Below are 15730 nucleotides of genomic sequence, written 5' to 3' on the forward strand. Positions count from 1 at the left end.
GTATATCGCCGGTCGATGGCTGGACCCACCCGACTCGAAATCATGATTGATGCGGCATCGCCCGTCGTGGCAAAACTGTCACCGGGGCGCAGGGCGCGCTTTACCCATCTCGTCGACCAATTCCTGCAGGATGTGGAGTTTCGCGGCGCCGACGGTTTTGACGTCACCTCCCGTGTGCGGGTCACCCTCGCGACCTATGCCTGCCTCCTACTTCTCAATCGCCCGCGTGAGCGTTTCGATCTCGGCATGCGTATCGTGATACGCGAACGCGGCGTGCCCACCGACGACCAGATGATCGGCCGCTATTCGCGCTGGGGCCGGATGGATCTCTGCTGGGCCAGCATCATGAAGGATGGCGTGCTGTCCATCCCGGGCTGCTGCGCGGCCATGCACGAGCTTGCCCACCGGCTCGACAACCGGAACATCTTCCGGGACGGCCTGCCCGCCACCCATTCGGCCGAATGCCACGAAAAATGGTGTGCCGACATGGATGAGGAGTTGGATTTCCTCCGCACGCGCCTCGCCAACGGGTTCGAGACACCGCTGACGCCACACGCCGCCACCAGCCAGGCCGATTTCTTCAACTGCACCACCACGGCCTATTTCGAACAGCCCGACATGCTGCGCGACCATTTCCGCCGTGTGCACGACCGCCTGGCCCATTTCTACGAGGATGGACGTTAATTGAAAGGGACCGGCTTAGAACTAAGAGAAATTCTGACCCGACAATGCATTTGAATTGGTCGTTTGCATCGAGTTAGCCCAATTCGATTTGATCTCATGTCCATCATAACATCTGAAGTCGTGATTTCCTGACGCTATACACATGGCGTTGTATGCCAAATCGACATCACCGTACTTGAACAGATTATGATAGAACGCGGTAAAACCTACGGAACTATCGGACCATATGACATCGCCCACGTTTCCAATAAGTTTCCAATACGGAGGTTCTTCATCTGTATGAAACGCCATTGCACCAGCACCGGCGCCACCGCAACTGGACATACAGATCAACAGATTTCCATTCATCTCCACATTAAGCCAAGCAATGAGAGTGCGTAGCTGAACCCAAGAGACATATGTGCCGTCCGCTAACCCGATACCGTTCGCATTTCCGTGCGCACTGATATGTAGAATCGGAAGCTTTTGTTTCTCTCTGCTAATTTCGAGAAGCTGAGACTGAAGACATTTCGACAGGGTGTCGGATGTGACAGCCAACCTGTACGAATGCGGAATTGCAGCCAGTTCAAGCGCGCTACAGAGCGATTTCCCTTCCGTTCGCCCATCCATCAAGTCGTCCGCTGAGGGACTTTCAACGAGAGCAACGAATGCATTTGACATATTTGAGTGCGCCATCGGCTGTGCCACCAAATGTAAAAATTAGGCCGCAACGATATGTTGCCATTATGTTCTATGATGCCTCCTATTGCCAATCAAGTATCTGCGGCATTTCCCACAAGCATTTCGGGCAAGAATCCCTTATATGCCGGATTATGACATTTCCAGATAAGCAAACTGTCCTTGATTATATTCGGGACAATCCCACTGCCACAACGAAACAAGCCATCGCCAAGGGCCTCAAGGTCAAGGGTGAGGAACGCGCCACGCTGCGCGCCATCCTGCGCGAACTCGAAGCCGACGGCGCCCTCGAACGCACCGGCAAACGCGCCTGGTCACAGGCTGATCGCCCGCCGCCCACCGGCATCGTCGAATTCATGCGGATCGACAAGAATGGCGACCTGATCGGCAAGTCGATAGGCGACAATGGCCCCTTCGGCCCTGACATCATCTATGCTGGTCCCTCGGGCAAGCCGCGGGGCAAGTCCAAGGCGCCCGGCGTCGGCGACCGCGCCCTGTGCAAGATCAACGAGCATGACGGCGAATGGCGCGCCCGCGCCATCACGGTCATGGAAAAGCGCATTTCAGATCGCTTGGTCGGCCTTTACTCAACCACTGCACGCGGCGGCCGGGTCAACCCGTCCAGCCGGAAGGACCGCCGCGAATTCGTGATTCAGGAAGCCGACACCAAGGGTGCCAAGGATGGCGATCTCGTGATCGCCGAGCCGAAGCCCCAGGGCCGCCGCCATCATGGCCCGGCCCTCGGCGAGATCACCGAGATCATAGGCCATATCACGGACCCGCGCTCGGCGAGCCTTCTGGCCCTCCACGCTCACGACATCCCCACCGAGTTTCCCGAGGCCGCCCTCGCGCAGGCCCGCGACCCGAAACCGGCCGCCGCCGAACGCGAAGACCTGACGCAGACCGCCCTCATCACGATCGACCCGGCCGATGCCCGCGACCATGATGATGCCGTCTTCGCCGAAAAGCTGGACGATGGCTGGCGCGTGATCGTCGCCATTGCCGATGTCGCCGCCTATGTCACCGAGGGCTCGCCCCTCGACAAGGAAGCGCTGAAACGCGGCAACTCCACCTACTTCCCGGACCGCGTCATCCCGATGCTGCCGTTTGAACTGTCGGCTGACGAATGCTCGCTGAAGGAAGGCGAACTGCGCCGCACGCTGGCTGTTGAGATGATCTTCGGATCGGATGGCCACAAGCGCTCGCACCGCTTCATTCGCGGCATGATGAAGTCTGCCGCCAAGCTCTCCTATGAAGAGGCGCAGGCTGCCATTGACGGCAAGCCCGGCGGCAAGGCTGGCGAGATGCTGGACACTGTGCTGCGCCCGCTCTGGGACGCCTATCACGCGCTCGCAAAGGCTCGTGACAAACGCGGCCCGCTCGACCTCGACCTGCCGGAACGCCGGATCCGGTTCAAGGAAGATGGCGAGATTGACGGCATCTATACCAAGGAACGCCTTGAAGCTCACCGCCTGATCGAAGAGTTCATGATCCAGGCCAACGTCGCCGCCGCCGAAACGCTGGAACGCCAGAAGAGCCCGCTCATCTACCGCGTCCACGACACGCCGACCGATGCCAAGATCGCCGCCTTCGCGGACTTCCTGCAGACGCTGGAGCTGAAATGGAATGTCGGCGAACGCCCGCAGACCCACAAGTTCAACAAGCTGCTCAGCGAGCTTAATGGCACCGAATTCGACCAGATGGTCACACAGATGATCCTGCGCACGCAGGCGCAGGCCGTCTATGCCCCGGAGAATCTCGGTCACTTCGGTCTGAACCTCGAACGCTATGCGCACTTCACCTCGCCGATCCGCCGCTACGCAGACCTCATCGTCCACCGGGCGCTGATCGCGTCGCTGAAGCTCGGACCTGACGGCCTGTCGAAAGAAGCCGCCTCGCAGCTTGAGCAGACCGCGCAGCACATCTCCGACACCGAGCGCCGCTCGATGGCCGCAGAGCGCGAAGCCACAGACCGCTATCTCGCCCTCTTCCTGAAGGATCAGGTCGGCGCCGAGTTCGAAGGCCGCATCACCGGCGTCACGGGCTCCGGCTTGTTCGTTGCCCTCGCCGGAACAGGCGCCGACGGCTTCATCCCGATCTCGACCATCTCGGATGACTATTGGGTACAGGACGAGGCCGCCATGGCCCTCTATGCGCGTGGCAGCGGCAAGACCTACAGCCTCGGCCAGATCGTCCGCGTGAAGCTGAAGGAAGTAACGCCCCTGCAAGGCGGCCTCCTGCTCGAAATGCTCTCCGAGCCGCAGCCGGCCCCCGAAGGCCGCAAGCAGCACCGCCGCGAAATGGATATCGGCAACGTTCCCCGCCGTAAGGGTGGACCTCCCCGCTCTGGCAAGCCTAGATTCAACAAGAAGACCCTTCCGAAGACGAAGGGCAAAGGCAAGTCAAAGGGACCGAGGAGATGAGCGAGGCCGTACCGGGCATAAAATCAGCCTTCGACAAGGAAGATGAGGGTGACGTTGTGGTCACCGACCAGCGCAGTCCGCGGCCCAAGGATGCCGCCACGCTGATCCTCGTCCGCAGGGATGCTGCCACACCGCGCGTCCTGCTCGGCAAGCGCTCTGGCGGGCACACGTTCATGCCCGACAAATACGTCTTCCCCGGTGGCCGTGTGGACCCTCACGATGCCCGTGCACCGACGCTGACGCCCCTCTCCGAGCCTGTGGCCACCAAGCTCGCCATCGGCACCCGCCGTGCGCCCCACGCCTTCGCGCTGACGGCTATCCGCGAGACATTCGAGGAAACCGGCCTGATCGTCGGCCGCCCCGGCACGCATACCGGCAAACCGCCGCAGGGCTGGCACCGCTATTATGGCGAGGGCGTCATGCCCTGCCTCGAATCCTTCGAGTTCATCGGCCGCGCGATCACGCCGCCCTACCGCCCCAAGCGCTTTGACGCTCGATTTTTCATGGCCGATGCCGAAGATGCCCTGATTGACGAACGCCCCCCTGTGGACGGCGCAGAGCTGTCAGACCTGCAATGGGTGACGCTGGCCGACGCCCTGGACCTCGACCTGCCCTCGGTTACACGCTTCATGCTGGGCGAAATCGGAGAGCGGATTGCAAAGCAACAAGCCCCAAAAGGCCCACCGTTCCTCCGATGGACTCGGAATGGTCACACAACGGACAGGCTTTAGAGCAGGAACACTGCTTGACTTCCCCTTCGGGCCCCGTCATTAAGCCGCTTTCCAGTTTCAGACGCTAGCACAAGCGAGCCAACACTATGGCCAAGCCAACCACGATCAAGATTCGCCTCAACTCGACGGCCGATACAGGTTTCTTCTATGTCACCAAGAAGAACCCACGCACGAAGACTGAAAAGCTCGTGATGAAAAAGTACGACCCGATCGTGAAAAAGCACGTCGAATTCAAAGAAGGCAAGATCAAGTAAGATCCTGCTTTTAAAGGCAATTTGTCAAAAGCCCGTTCGCAAGAGCGGGCTTTTTGCTTATGGGCCTCAGGCGTCCGGATTGCCCTCGTGCAGGTTGCTCGCCTTGCGTATGCCCGGGAACAGCACCGACCACGCCGCTGCAATGCCCACGGCCGCATAGCCGCCCGCCACGACGGTAAACACCGCCCCCCACTTCGCCGCCATGAACCCGGCCCGCGCCTCGCCCAGCTCGTTTGAAGCACCAAGGAAAATGGAATTCACCGCATTCACCCGCCCCCGCACCTGGTCCGGCGTCCAGAGCTGCAGCAATATCTCGCGAATATAGACCGACACCATATCGAACGCGCCAACGCAGACGAGCGCCAGGATCGAAAGCCACGCCACGGTCGAATAGCCGAACACCACAGTCGACAGGCCGAACAGGGCCACACAGACGAACAGGATCTTCCCTGCATGCTCGCGAATCGGGAAAGCCGTGATAACGGCCGTCACGATCAGCGCGCCAATACCCGGCGCCGCCCGCATCAGGCCAAGGCCCGTCTCGCCCACTTGCAAGATGTCGCGCGCATAGACCGGCATCAGCGCAACCGCCCCACCAAGCAGCACCGCGAACAGGTCGAGTGAGATCGCCCCCAGCACCACTTTCTGCTTCCAGACATAGGTGAACCCACCCAGAACCACGCTCAGCGTCTTGGGCTCCGTAGAGACGCGCTGGGGCGGCTTGGGGATCGAGAAGATCAGCACCGCTGCGATGGCAAACATCACCGTCGCGGTGGAATAGGACAGCACATGCGACACGCCATAGAGGAGGCTGCCCACGACAGGCCCGACAATGGAGGCCATCTGCCAGGCCGAGGCATTCCAGCCAACGGCATTGGCGAAATCCTCACGCGGCACCACGTTCACCGCGAGGCTGGCAGATGCCGGCGACAGGAAGGCCCGCGCCACGCCGAACGCGGTCAGGATGGCCAGCACCCAGACCGGGTGGAACTGGTTTGTCGCCGCCAGGAACAATATGCCCGCCGCGCAGCTCATCTCGACGAGGATGGCGAGGCCCATCACCAGCCGCCGCCCAAACGTGTCCGAGGCAAGCCCCGTCACGAAGACCAGCAGCAGGGCGGGAAGGAACTGAACCAGCCCGATCCAACCGAGATAAATCGCGTTCTGCGTCTCGTCATAGATCTGCCAGGCGACCGAGACCGACACGATCTGGGCCGCAAAGGCGGTCATGAAACGGGAGGTGAAATAGCGGCTGTAGGACGAGTGCCTGAACGCCGCGAAACGATCTGCCATGTCCTTAAAACCTGCCTTGGAAGCTCAAAACGTGCAGTTGCGCCGCGTCGTGGCCCAAGTCAATCAGGCGGCAATGCTTTCAACGCGGTTTCGGCCGCCGGACTTGGCCTGATAGAGCGCCGTATCGGAACGCTTCATCAGGTCTGCCATCGTATCGTCCGGCCCATTGATCGTGGCGACCCCTGCGCTGATGGTAAGGGTGATCTCACGGCGTCCGCCGCTGACACTGAAGGGCCGGCTCGCAACGGCGCGGCGGATGCGCTCACCCGCTGCGCAGGCAAGGTCTCCAGCCGTGTTCGGCATGATGACCATGAACTCTTCGCCGCCCGGCCGGCAGACAATATCACTGGGCCGTACATTTTCCCTGAGACGGGTCGCCACTTCCTGCAACACTTCATCGCCTGCATCGTGGCCATAGGTGTCGTTGACCGATTTGAAATGGTCGATATCGCACATCACCACGGAAACGGGCTTACCGCCCATAACCGAGCGCTGCATCAGCTGCTGGAGCTGGTCGACCATGTAGCGGCGGTTGTAGAGGCCGGTAAGCTGGTCGATGACCGAGAGTTCGAGCCCGCGATCCACCCGCTTGCGCAGCATGTCGATATAGCGGGAACGGCGTGTCTGCGTGCGCACACGCGCCAGCAACTCCAGCCGGTCTACCGGCGAGAAGATCACGTCATTCGCGCCAATCTGCAGGCCGCGACCGGCTTTGGACGTATCCGCCTGATCACAAACCAGAAGCATCGAGATCGCACGTGTCGCTTCGGTCATCCGGAAATGGGCACAGAGTTTCAGCGCATCGAAGGCTTTTGATGCAGCCGACAATATCAAGATGTCGACGCCCATTTCCGAGAGGTTGGACATGTCGCCCGCCTCCAGAAGCGTCGTGGCAGAATGGCCCGCCTCGCGCATCATGGTGGCAATACGGGCCGACGTACGCGGGTTGTCGTCGATGATGAAAGCGCGTGCGGAACGGTTCAGCTCTTCTTCGCTGATCGCTTCAACCGCACCGGCCTTCAGGCCGCTGGCCTGACGTTGGCGCAGTTCCGAGGCAACCGCATTGTAGCGCATCAGCGCGCCCACACGCGACATCAGCGCGAAATCATCTACCGGCTTCGTGAGGAAATCTTCCGCGCCGACTTCGAGCCCGCGGATACGGTCTTCAGTGTCGCTGAGCGCAGTCACCATAACCACGGGAATGAAGGAAGTGCGGGGGTCCGCTTTTAGGCGCTGGCAGACTTCATAGCCATCCATGCCTGGCATCATCACGTCGAGCAGGATTATATCCGGCATTTGGGCGCGAGCGAGATCCAGCGCCTGCTTGCCATTCTCGGCATGCAGCACGTTGAAGTACTGCGCCTCCAGCTTGGCCTGCAGCAGGCGGCTGTTGGCTTCAATATCGTCGACGACAAGGATCCTGGCGCTCATGCAGGCTCCTTGGGCATCAGCGCCTCCACCGCTTTGATGAAGGTCATGATCTGGATCGGCTTCGAGAGGTATCCCTCACAGCCGGCTTCGCGAACGCGCTGCTCGTCGGCCCGCATGGCAAATGCCGTTACAGCCAGGACAGGGATATGCGCGACCTTGTCGTCATCTTTCAACCAACGCGTGATGTCGAGGCCCGAGACTTCGGGCAGCTGGATGTCCATGATGATGAGATCCGGCAGCTCGCGCCGGGCAATTTCGACCGCCTTGGCGCCATCGCGGCACTGGTAGGTTGCAAAGCCATAGGCGTCCAACAAGTCGCAAAAGAGGCGCATGTTGAGTTCATTGTCCTCAACAACCAGCACTTTTCTGGTGCGCTTTTCCGCCATAATTCCCCGTAACGACTAATGATTCGGCCGAATTCTATTCAATCTATTTTAGCTATACCCCAAATACTTAATTTGGCTTTACACTAGCGTACACATCTCATTGCCGCGAGTCGCGGAACATGGCATGAACATTCTTGTCATGTACGCCCTTTGCCGTGATTGCCTGCATCTGGAAAACGGTGCCGTTTCAGCCTGTACGCGCTGCGGACGGGGCCGGATCATTGCGCATCCCGCACTGACGCAACTCAGCATTGCGCATCTCGACTGCGACGCCTTCTTCGCCGCCATCGAGAAACGCGACGATCCCAGCCTGAAGGACAAGCCGGTCATCGTCGGCGGCGGTCAGCGCGGTGTCGTCTCCACCTGCTGTTACATTGCCCGCCTCTATGGCGTGCGGTCCGCCATGCCCATGTTCAAGGCGCTGAAACTCTGCCCGGACGCCGTGGTGATCAGCTCCAATTTCGGGAAGTACCGCGAAGCCGCAACGATGATGCGCGAAAAGATGGACGCGCTGACGCCACTGGTCCAGCCGGTCTCCATCGACGAGGCCTATATGGACCTTTCCGGCACTGAGACCACCCATCACGCTCCGCCTGCCGTCAGCCTCGCCCGCCTCGCCCGGGATATCGAACGCGACATCGGCATCACCGTCTCCATCGGCCTCTCGTCCAACAAGTTCCTCGCCAAGACGGCCAGTGAACTCGACAAGCCGCGCGGCTTCGCCGTCATCGCGCCGGAAGAGGCAGAAGCCCTGCTCGGCCCTAAACCCATCGACTTCCTGCACGGCGTCGGCCCGAAATTTGCCCAGAAACTCGCCGCCGACGGTTTCGATACCGTCCACGATATCCAGCAGGCCGAGCTGAAGCCACTGATCCAGCGCTACGGCGAGACAGGCATGTGGCTGAAGCAACGCGCCCACGGCCTCGACAACCGCCCTGTGCGCAATGACGAGGAGCGCAAATCCGTTTCCAGCGAGACCACGTTCCGCACTGACATTTCCGATCCCGCCGCGCTTGAAGACGAGCTCTGGCAGCTGTGTGTAAAAACCGCCGACCGCGCCAAAGCCGTGGGCGTTGTCGGGGTCGTCGTGACACTGAAACTGAAGACCGCGAACTTCCGCGCGCTTACCCGGCGCATTTCACTGCCGGAACCCACACAACTCGCCCAGGAAATTTTCCGCGCCGGTCGGCCGCTTCTGGCCCGTGAAGCCAATGGCCGCGAACGCTATCGCCTGATCGGCATCGGTATCTCCGGCCTTGACGACCATCGCGCCGATACGGTCGACCTGCTTGACCCGAGCATTGCCAAGCGCGCCGCCGCCGAGCGCGCCTCCGACGCGGCTCGTGCGCGCTTCGGCACGGATGCCGTCGTCACCGGCCGCGCTGCCCGCATTGCGAAACTGCGCGAGTCAGATGGCTGACTTGCCCCCTTCCGCAACGTGCGGCATGCAGGGGCCACACCGTCATTAACGCACCGGAGCACGCCCCACATGACCACCCCAGAAGCCCGCCTCGACGCCCTCGGCATTGAACTGCCCGCCCCAATGGTGCCCGTCGCCAATTACGTGCCCTACGTGATCACCGGTAACATGCTGTTCGTCTCAGGCCAGGTCAGCGCCACGCCTACCGGCCGCATCACGGGCCGCCTCGGCGAAGACATGGAACTCTCGGCTGGCCAGCACGCCGCTCGCCAGTGCGGCATCAACCTGATCGCCCAGTGCAAGGCCGCCGTGGGCGACCTCTCGCGCATCAAGCGCGTCGTGAAGCTTGGCGGCTTCGTCAACGCAGCCGGCGATTTCACCGACATCCCGCAGGTCATCAATGGCTGTTCCGACCTGATGGTCGAAGTCTTTGGCGATGCCGGCAAGCATGCGCGTTCGGCTGTGGCCTGCCCGGTCCTGCCGCTTGGCGTCGCGGTTGAAGTCGACGGTGTGTTTGAAATCGAAGGATAGTATCCGATGGCCCGGCACTTTGACCTGACAGCATTTACCTATGCACATCGCGGTCTCTGGTCCGCCGATGGCCATCCGGAAAATTCTCTTGCCGCCTTCGAGGCCGCCATCGATGCCGGACTCGGCATCGAATATGACGTGCGGCCCTCGAAGGACGGCGAGGTCATGGTCTTTCATGACCCCACCCTTGTCCGCATGACGGGCGTCGAGGCCGTATTCGAAGACATGACGGCGCATGACCTTCAGGCCGTGCGGCTGGCTGGCACGGACCAGCCTGTGCCCACGCTGCACGCCTTGCTCGACATCTGGCCGACCGACCTGCCTCTGCTCACCGAAATGAAGATCGAGGGGAACACAGACCCCGTTGCCTTCGCCCGCAAGGTGGGTGAGATGCTAACGGGCCATATCGGCCCTGCTGCCGCGATGAGCTTTTCGGAAGCCGCCGTCGACGCCATTCCCGAAGCGGTGATGCGCGGCCAGCTGATCCACCCGATCAGCCGCACCAGCGAAGCCGAGTTTGACGCCAAGCTCGCCCGCGCGCTTGAGCGCAAGGTCGACTATCTCGCCATCAATGTCGCTGATGCCGAGCGTGCCGCCGTCTCGCTCGCCGGAAAGCTGCCCTTTGTCGTCTGGACGGTGCGCACGATTGAGGATGTCCGCCGCATCCATGTGCTGAATGGCGGCATCATCTTCGAACACCTGCCCGTTCCGCTGGCAACATGATGCCGCGCGCCCTAGATTGATGGGCATGGACGACACCGCGCTCAAAATCACGATCGTCCCGGCCTTGGCCGAGGTGTCTTCCGATGAGTGGAACGCCATCGCCAATCCGCCGGGCGCGCGCTACGATCCCTTCCTGACATGGGAATTCCTGGAGGCCATGGAGAGCAGCGGCGCCGCAACGCCGCGAACGGGCTGGGTGCCGCGCCACTTGCTGATCCGCGGCGATGACGGGCGCCTGCGCGCCGCCATGCCGCTCTATGCCAAGATGCATTCGCGTGGAGAGTTTGTGTTCGACCATAGCTGGGCCGAAGCGTTCGAACGCGCGGGCGGCTCCTATTATCCAAAACTCCTCGCCGCCGTGCCCTTCACGCCCGTTACGGGCCGCCGCCGCCTCGTGCCGCCCGGCCCTGACGAAATCCAGCTCAAGGCCGCGCTTCTCGCTGGGGCGATCCAACTCGCCGAGGAGAATGATCTCTCCTCGCTGCATATCAATTTCATCGACCATGACGACGCAGACGTGCTGGAGAATACCGGCCTCCTCTCGCGCACCGACCAGCAGTTTCGCTGGGAGAATGACGGTTACGAGAACTTCGATGGCTTCCTGGGCGCGCTCTCATCGGCCAAGCGCAAGAACCTGCGCAAGGAGCGCGCAAAGGCACAGGAGGGCGTCGAGTTCGTCCACCTCACCGGCGACGCGATCACCGAGGACCATCTCGACCATTTCTTCCAGTTCTACATGGACACCGGCAGCCGCAAATGGGGCACGCCGTATCTCACGCGCCTGAGCTTCTCCCTCTTGCGTGATCGCATGGCGGACGACCTGCTTTTCGTCTTCGCCATGGAGGATGGCGAGCCTATCGCCGGCGCCATGAACCTGATCGGGTCCGACACGCTTTATGGCCGCTACTGGGGCTGCAGCGACCAGCGGCCGATGCTCCACTTCGAAACCTGCTATTACCAGGCCATCGACTTCGCCATCGCGCGCGGTCTTCAGTACGTCGAAGCGGGCGCCCAGGGTGGCCACAAGCTCGCCCGCGGCTACGTGCCAGTCCTCACCCGATCGGCACACTGGATCGCCCATCCGGGCCTGCGCAATGCCGTCGCCGACTATCTCACCCGCGAACGCGACGCGGTTGAATCCGACATGGACTATCTCACAGAGCGCACACCCTTTAAGAAAGACTCATGACCCTTCACGACACCTACGATTCCGACAATATCTTCGCAAAAATCCTGCGTGGCGAGATGCCCGCCGTCAAAGTCTACGAGGACGATACCGCCCTCGCCTTCATGGACGTTTTTCCGCAAGCCGAAGGCCACACGCTGGTCATCCCCAAGGATGTTGAAGCACGCAACCTGCTCGAAATGCCGCCCGAGAAACTCGGGCCTTACATGCTAGCGGTGCAGAAAGTGGCCAAGGCCGTCGAAGCCGCGCTGAAGCCTGACGGCCTCGTCGTCACGCAGTTCAACGGCGCCCCAGCCGGGCAGACCGTCTATCATCTCCATTTCCACGTGATCCCGCGCTGGGAAAGCGTCCCCCTCGGCCGCCACGGCAGCGGCGGCATGGCCGATATGGGCGAGTTGGAGAAGCTTGCATTGAAGATTCGCGCGGCGCTGTAGAAGCACTCCCTAAGGCATCGGGATTCCCGCCGCCTCGAACAACGCGGCCCGTCGGCGCAGGCTGTCCGGCGACCAAGTGACCTCATACTCATAATAGATGTCGACCGCCCGTGCGCCGTCGGGCAGGCGCACCCAAGGCTGCTTGTCGGACGTGTAGATATGCACATCGGGCGGGCAGAGGTCAGGATTGTCGAGCGTCCCGACACGGATGAAGTTTATGCGCTCCCGCAAGCCGGACATGTGATAATGGCTCCACACCGCAACGCGGCACCTGGGGCAGCGCGCGATCGTCTGCCCCCTGCCGCTCGGCGTGTCGACGAGGATATCCTCGACATCGGCGCCAGTCACTTTTACCTGATCGGCTTCGATAAGCGCATTCAGCGCAAAGGCTGCCCCGGTCTGCCTCTGGCAATAGCGGCAATGGCAGCAATGCACGATCATCGGCTTTGACAGCAGGCTGTAACGAACATGGCCACATGTGCAGCCACCCTCAGCTGAGAAGAGTGTATTAGTCATCGCCTGCCTTCCATACTGGCGTTTCGTGCCGATAGCCGGTCCGTTACGATGAGGTGACAATGTCGCTCTTGAGACTGTCCAGAAACGCCATCACCTCACCACCTTCCTGGGCCTCAACGCCAAGTTCGCCCGCCACGCTAACCACAATCTCGAGGAAACGCGTCCAGTCAACGTCCGTGATCCCCATTCCGGCATGGGCCAGCGCCATGTCACGCCCGGTATAATACATCTGGCCCCCTGTTTCCCGCACGAGATAGTTGATCAACATCTGCAAAGCTCGGGCGTCCCTGTCTTCGCCGCTATGGGCCCAGAAGCGCCCCAGCAAGTCGTCAGCCTTTGCCTGGTCAACAAGCTGTGTCGCAAATAGTGCGATTGCATCATATCCGCCGAGGCGGTCGTAAAGTGATACCGTCATTCTCGAAGTCCTTTCCTTACCGTCCAGATACGTGCCGCCGGTTTGGTGAAGCCCCACCACGCCCCGATTTCGGTTGCCAACTGGGTCGCATTCTCACACGATCCTGGAAACTCGATAGAAATCGAAAGCGGTTGTGCAAAAATGCACGCCGAGGGGGACGCCAAATGCAATGGGATGACGCGCGGATGTTCCTTGCCCTGGCGCGCGAAGGCTCATTCAGCGCTGCGGCCAAGCGGCTGGGCGTCCAGCACTCCACCGTCTCGCGGCGCATACATACGCTGGAAAAAGACTTGGGGACGCCGCTGGTTGAGCGCAGCGCGACCGGCTATGTCCTGACCGAGGCGGGCGAGAACCTGAGGACATCCGCCACCCGTATAGAGCGGGAGTTATTGTCCTTCGAGGCAGCCAGCACAGGCCAAAGCGACGCGCCCTCGGGGGAACTTCGCGTTACGGCCATCGCCAATATGGCCTCGACCGTACTGATGCCGCTATTTGCCGGGTTCAGCGCCGCCTATCCGGGCATTGACCTGCATATTGAAGTGACCAACGATTCCGTCCGCCTGGCCGAACGCGATGCCGATATTGCCCTGAGGCAGACAAATACGCCGGGCGAAACACTGATCGGTACCCGGCTGACCACCGTCTCCTCGGCAGTATACGCATCAACCGAATACTGCGCCGCCCTCGAGGCCGGTAAGGTTGCGGAAAAGTGGATAGGCGTCGATTGCTGCGAATACCACCGAACCTGGACCAGGCAGGCGAGGCCACAGGCCGATCATTCCTTCTGCGTGGACGACACGTCACTGACAATCGCCGCCATCCGGGGAGGGCTGGGTGTCGGATACCTGCCGTGCTTCATGGGCGACAGCGATCCGCATCTGGTGAGGTTCCATGAGCCGGAAAAACACCATGATCTCGGACTATGGCTGCTCTATCATCGCGACCTGCGCAACACCAGGCGCGTGACCCTTTTCCGCCAATACATGCAGCGCGAAATCGTTGGCATCAGCCCATTGTTCGAGGGGGCCGGAACCCGCTAGACTCTTAAAGCCCCAGCTTCGCTTTCAGAATATCGTTCACGGCTTTCGGGTTGGCCTTGCCACCTGAGGCCTTCATCACCTGGCCGACGAACCAGCCGAGCGTCTGCGGCTTCTCTTTGACTTTCTCGACCTGTTCCGGGTTGGCCGCGATGATCTCGTCGACGACCTTCTCGATGGCGCCTGTGTCGGTCACCTGTTTCAGGCCGTGCTTTTCGACAATCGCCGCCGCTTCGCCCTCGCCCGCAATCATGCGCGCGAAAACATCCTTTGCGATCTTGCCGCTGATCGTGTCGTCGCTGATCAGGGCGATCAGTCCGCCCAGCGCATCCGCCGAGACCGGACTATCGCCGAGTTCAAGGCCTTCCTTGTTCAGGTAGCCGAACAGTTCCTGCGTTACCCAGTTGGCAGCCAGTTTCGCGTCACGGCCCTTGGCCACGGTCTCGAAATAGGCGGCCTTGTCGGCGTCCGCGATAAGCACACCGGCGTCATAGTGCGAGATGCCGTATTCGGATTCAAAGCGCGCGCGCTTCTGGTCCGGCAGTTCCGGCAGGCTTGCCTTGATCTCGTCGATCCAGGCCTGCTCGATTTCGAGCGGCAACAGGTCCGGGTCCGGGAAGTAACGGTAATCGTGCGCGTCTTCCTTGGAGCGCATGGAGCGCGTTTCGACCTTCACAGGGTCGAACAGGCGCGTTTCCTGGTCCACACTGCCGCCGCCTTCGATGATCTCGATCTGGCGGCGTGCTTCGTACTCAATCGCCTGCTGGATGAAGCGGAACGAGTTCATGTTCTTCAGCTCGCAGCGCGTGCCGAGATGGCTGAAATCGCCCGTCTCGCGGAATTTCTCGTACTGGCCGGGCTTGCAGACCGACACGTTCACGTCAGCGCGCAGGTTGCCCTTGTCCATGTCGCCGTCGCATGTGCCGAGCGCGATCACGATGGCGCGGATCTTCTTCACATAGGCGGCGGCCTCGGCAGGCGAACGCACGTCCGGCTTCGACACGATTTCCATCAGCGCGACGCCGGAGCGGTTCAGGTCCACATAGGTGGAGTTCGGGTCCATGTCGTGGATCGACTTGCCGGCGTCCTGCTCAAGGTGAAGGCGCTCGATGCGGCACGGGAAGCTGTAGGCCTCGCCGCCATGAGCGGGCTCAACGTCCACATCGATCTCGCCTTCACCGACGATGGGGTGGGCAAACTGGCTGATCTGGTAGCCCTGCGGCAGGTCAGGATAGAAATAGTTCTTGCGGTCAAACCGGCTGTAGAGATTGATCTCGGCCTTGAGGCCAAGACCTGTGCGCACGGCTTGCTCGACGCACTTCCTGTTGATCACCGGCAGCATGCCCGGCATCGCGGCATCGACCAGCGAGACGTTGCAGTTCGGGTCGGCGCCAAATTCCGTCGAGGCGCCCGAAAACAGCTTGGCATTCGAGGCCACCTGCGCGTGGATCTCAAGCCCCATGACGACTTCCCAGTCGCCGGTGTCGCCTTTGATTACGTAGGGTGTGCGCGCTGACATGGCTTGCCTTCTGATCCAGTTGAAAATCTGGGTTCTTTTAGCGGCAAGCGGCCCGGCCTGTCGAGCCGC

Annotated in this window: 17 protein-coding genes; 10 read left to right on the forward strand and 7 right to left on the reverse strand. The window is 61.2% G+C overall.

Going from position 1 to position 15730, the window contains the following annotated elements:
- Positions 1-15: 15 nt before the first annotated feature.
- Positions 16-684, forward strand: coding sequence for a M90 family metallopeptidase (locus V7651_RS14880; RefSeq protein ID WP_335613623.1), 669 nt, complete (start codon positions 16-18; stop codon positions 682-684).
- A gap of 21 nt (positions 685-705) precedes the next feature.
- Here V7651_RS14880 and V7651_RS14885 read toward each other — a convergent pair whose 3' ends face one another.
- Entirely contained in the window at positions 706-1344 is a 639-nt protein-coding gene (locus tag V7651_RS14885; protein ID WP_335613624.1) for a hypothetical protein, read from the reverse strand.
- A gap of 152 nt (positions 1345-1496) precedes the next feature.
- On the opposite strand from V7651_RS14885, the gene rnr reads away from it, so the two are divergent.
- The 3 genes from rnr to rpmG all read left to right on the forward strand — a co-directional run bounded on the left by rnr (position 1497) and on the right by rpmG (position 4770).
- The gene (gene rnr, locus V7651_RS14890) at positions 1497-3785 is read left to right on the forward strand and encodes a ribonuclease R (RefSeq protein ID WP_335613625.1); all 2289 of its coding nucleotides are present in this window, start codon (positions 1497-1499) and stop codon (positions 3783-3785) included.
- On the forward strand, positions 3782-4516 hold the full coding sequence (locus V7651_RS14895; protein WP_335613626.1) for an NUDIX hydrolase: 735 nt from the start codon (positions 3782-3784) through the stop codon (positions 4514-4516). The genes rnr and V7651_RS14895 overlap by 4 nt, the downstream gene beginning before the upstream one ends.
- An 86-nt stretch (positions 4517-4602) precedes the next feature.
- Positions 4603-4770, forward strand: coding sequence for a 50S ribosomal protein L33 (gene rpmG, locus V7651_RS14900; protein ID WP_034738520.1), 168 nt, complete (start codon positions 4603-4605; stop codon positions 4768-4770).
- 66 nt (positions 4771-4836) lie between these two features.
- Here rpmG and V7651_RS14905 read toward each other — a convergent pair whose 3' ends face one another.
- From V7651_RS14905 to V7651_RS14915, 3 genes are all read right to left on the reverse strand, one after another.
- A complete protein-coding gene (locus V7651_RS14905) occupies positions 4837-6063 on the reverse strand; it encodes an MFS transporter (protein ID WP_335592002.1) in 1227 nt (408 codons plus the stop codon).
- A gap of 63 nt (positions 6064-6126) precedes the next feature.
- Positions 6127-7494 carry a PleD family two-component system response regulator gene (locus V7651_RS14910; protein ID WP_335613627.1) on the reverse strand — a complete coding sequence of 456 codons (1368 nt, stop codon included), beginning with the start codon at positions 7492-7494 and terminating at the stop codon, positions 6127-6129.
- The gene (locus tag V7651_RS14915) at positions 7491-7880 is read right to left on the reverse strand and encodes a response regulator (RefSeq protein WP_034738512.1); all 390 of its coding nucleotides are present in this window, start codon (positions 7878-7880) and stop codon (positions 7491-7493) included. Before V7651_RS14915 ends, V7651_RS14910 begins: the two co-directional genes overlap by 4 nt.
- A 124-nt stretch (positions 7881-8004) precedes the next feature.
- Here V7651_RS14915 and V7651_RS14920 point away from each other — a divergent pair, with 124 nt between their 5' ends.
- The 5 genes from V7651_RS14920 (at position 8005) to V7651_RS14940 (ending at position 12174) form a co-directional block, all read left to right on the forward strand.
- On the forward strand, positions 8005-9300 hold the full coding sequence (locus V7651_RS14920; RefSeq protein ID WP_335613628.1) for a DNA polymerase IV: 1296 nt from the start codon (positions 8005-8007) through the stop codon (positions 9298-9300).
- 69 nt (positions 9301-9369) lie between these two features.
- A complete protein-coding gene (locus V7651_RS14925) occupies positions 9370-9831 on the forward strand; it encodes a RidA family protein (protein WP_035537884.1) in 462 nt (153 codons plus the stop codon).
- A 6-nt stretch (positions 9832-9837) separates the two neighbouring features.
- Positions 9838-10554, forward strand: a complete 717-nt coding sequence (locus V7651_RS14930; protein WP_335613629.1) for a glycerophosphodiester phosphodiesterase family protein — start codon at positions 9838-9840, stop codon at positions 10552-10554.
- A gap of 25 nt (positions 10555-10579) precedes the next feature.
- Complete coding sequence (locus tag V7651_RS14935) at positions 10580-11743, forward strand: GNAT family N-acetyltransferase (protein ID WP_335613630.1); 1164 nt, start codon at positions 10580-10582, stop codon at positions 11741-11743.
- Entirely contained in the window at positions 11740-12174 is a 435-nt protein-coding gene (locus V7651_RS14940) for an HIT family protein (RefSeq protein ID WP_335613631.1), read from the forward strand. Before V7651_RS14935 ends, V7651_RS14940 begins: the two co-directional genes overlap by 4 nt.
- A gap of 9 nt (positions 12175-12183) precedes the next feature.
- Here V7651_RS14940 and V7651_RS14945 read toward each other — a convergent pair whose 3' ends face one another.
- Positions 12184-12690 (reverse strand): GFA family protein, encoded by a 507-nt coding sequence (locus tag V7651_RS14945; protein WP_335613632.1) that lies wholly within the window; start codon positions 12688-12690, stop codon positions 12184-12186.
- Positions 12691-12733: 43 nt separating this feature from the next.
- Positions 12734-13105 (reverse strand): group I truncated hemoglobin, encoded by a 372-nt coding sequence (locus tag V7651_RS14950; protein WP_335613633.1) that lies wholly within the window; start codon positions 13103-13105, stop codon positions 12734-12736.
- A gap of 164 nt (positions 13106-13269) precedes the next feature.
- Here V7651_RS14950 and V7651_RS14955 point away from each other — a divergent pair, with 164 nt between their 5' ends.
- Positions 13270-14145: a LysR family transcriptional regulator gene (locus tag V7651_RS14955; RefSeq protein ID WP_335613634.1), complete on the forward strand. Its 876-nt coding sequence runs from the start codon at positions 13270-13272 to the stop codon at positions 14143-14145.
- Positions 14146-14149: 4 nt separating this feature from the next.
- Here V7651_RS14955 and gatB read toward each other — a convergent pair whose 3' ends face one another.
- The gene (gatB, locus tag V7651_RS14960; protein WP_335613635.1) at positions 14150-15661 is read right to left on the reverse strand and encodes an Asp-tRNA(Asn)/Glu-tRNA(Gln) amidotransferase subunit GatB; all 1512 of its coding nucleotides are present in this window, start codon (positions 15659-15661) and stop codon (positions 14150-14152) included.
- Positions 15662-15730: the final 69 nt, after the last annotated feature.

The organism is Hyphomonas oceanitis (genome assembly GCF_036964545.1).
Lineage (GTDB): Bacteria > Pseudomonadota > Alphaproteobacteria > Caulobacterales > Hyphomonadaceae > Hyphomonas > Hyphomonas oceanitis.

Bases quoted from the DNA above. Each gene is read 5' to 3' on its own strand.
- V7651_RS14880 (WP_335613623.1), top strand. From the start codon at position 16: ATGGCTGGACCCACCCGACTCGAAATCATGATTGATGCGGCATCGCCC.
- V7651_RS14885 (WP_335613624.1), bottom strand. From the start codon at position 1,344: ATGTCAAATGCATTCGTTGCTCTCGTTGAAAGTCCCTCAGCGGACGAC.
- rnr (WP_335613625.1), top strand. From the start codon at position 1,497: ATGACATTTCCAGATAAGCAAACTGTCCTTGATTATATTCGGGACAAT.
- V7651_RS14895 (WP_335613626.1), top strand. From the start codon at position 3,782: ATGAGCGAGGCCGTACCGGGCATAAAATCAGCCTTCGACAAGGAAGAT.
- rpmG (WP_034738520.1), top strand. From the start codon at position 4,603: ATGGCCAAGCCAACCACGATCAAGATTCGCCTCAACTCGACGGCCGAT.
- V7651_RS14905 (WP_335592002.1), bottom strand. From the start codon at position 6,063: ATGGCAGATCGTTTCGCGGCGTTCAGGCACTCGTCCTACAGCCGCTAT.
- V7651_RS14910 (WP_335613627.1), bottom strand. From the start codon at position 7,494: ATGAGCGCCAGGATCCTTGTCGTCGACGATATTGAAGCCAACAGCCGC.
- V7651_RS14915 (WP_034738512.1), bottom strand. From the start codon at position 7,880: ATGGCGGAAAAGCGCACCAGAAAAGTGCTGGTTGTTGAGGACAATGAA.
- V7651_RS14920 (WP_335613628.1), top strand. From the start codon at position 8,005: ATGAACATTCTTGTCATGTACGCCCTTTGCCGTGATTGCCTGCATCTG.
- V7651_RS14925 (WP_035537884.1), top strand. From the start codon at position 9,370: ATGACCACCCCAGAAGCCCGCCTCGACGCCCTCGGCATTGAACTGCCC.
- V7651_RS14930 (WP_335613629.1), top strand. From the start codon at position 9,838: ATGGCCCGGCACTTTGACCTGACAGCATTTACCTATGCACATCGCGGT.
- V7651_RS14935 (WP_335613630.1), top strand. From the start codon at position 10,580: ATGGACGACACCGCGCTCAAAATCACGATCGTCCCGGCCTTGGCCGAG.
- V7651_RS14940 (WP_335613631.1), top strand. From the start codon at position 11,740: ATGACCCTTCACGACACCTACGATTCCGACAATATCTTCGCAAAAATC.
- V7651_RS14945 (WP_335613632.1), bottom strand. From the start codon at position 12,690: ATGACTAATACACTCTTCTCAGCTGAGGGTGGCTGCACATGTGGCCAT.
- V7651_RS14950 (WP_335613633.1), bottom strand. From the start codon at position 13,105: ATGACGGTATCACTTTACGACCGCCTCGGCGGATATGATGCAATCGCA.
- V7651_RS14955 (WP_335613634.1), top strand. From the start codon at position 13,270: ATGCAATGGGATGACGCGCGGATGTTCCTTGCCCTGGCGCGCGAAGGC.
- gatB (WP_335613635.1), bottom strand. From the start codon at position 15,661: ATGTCAGCGCGCACACCCTACGTAATCAAAGGCGACACCGGCGACTGG.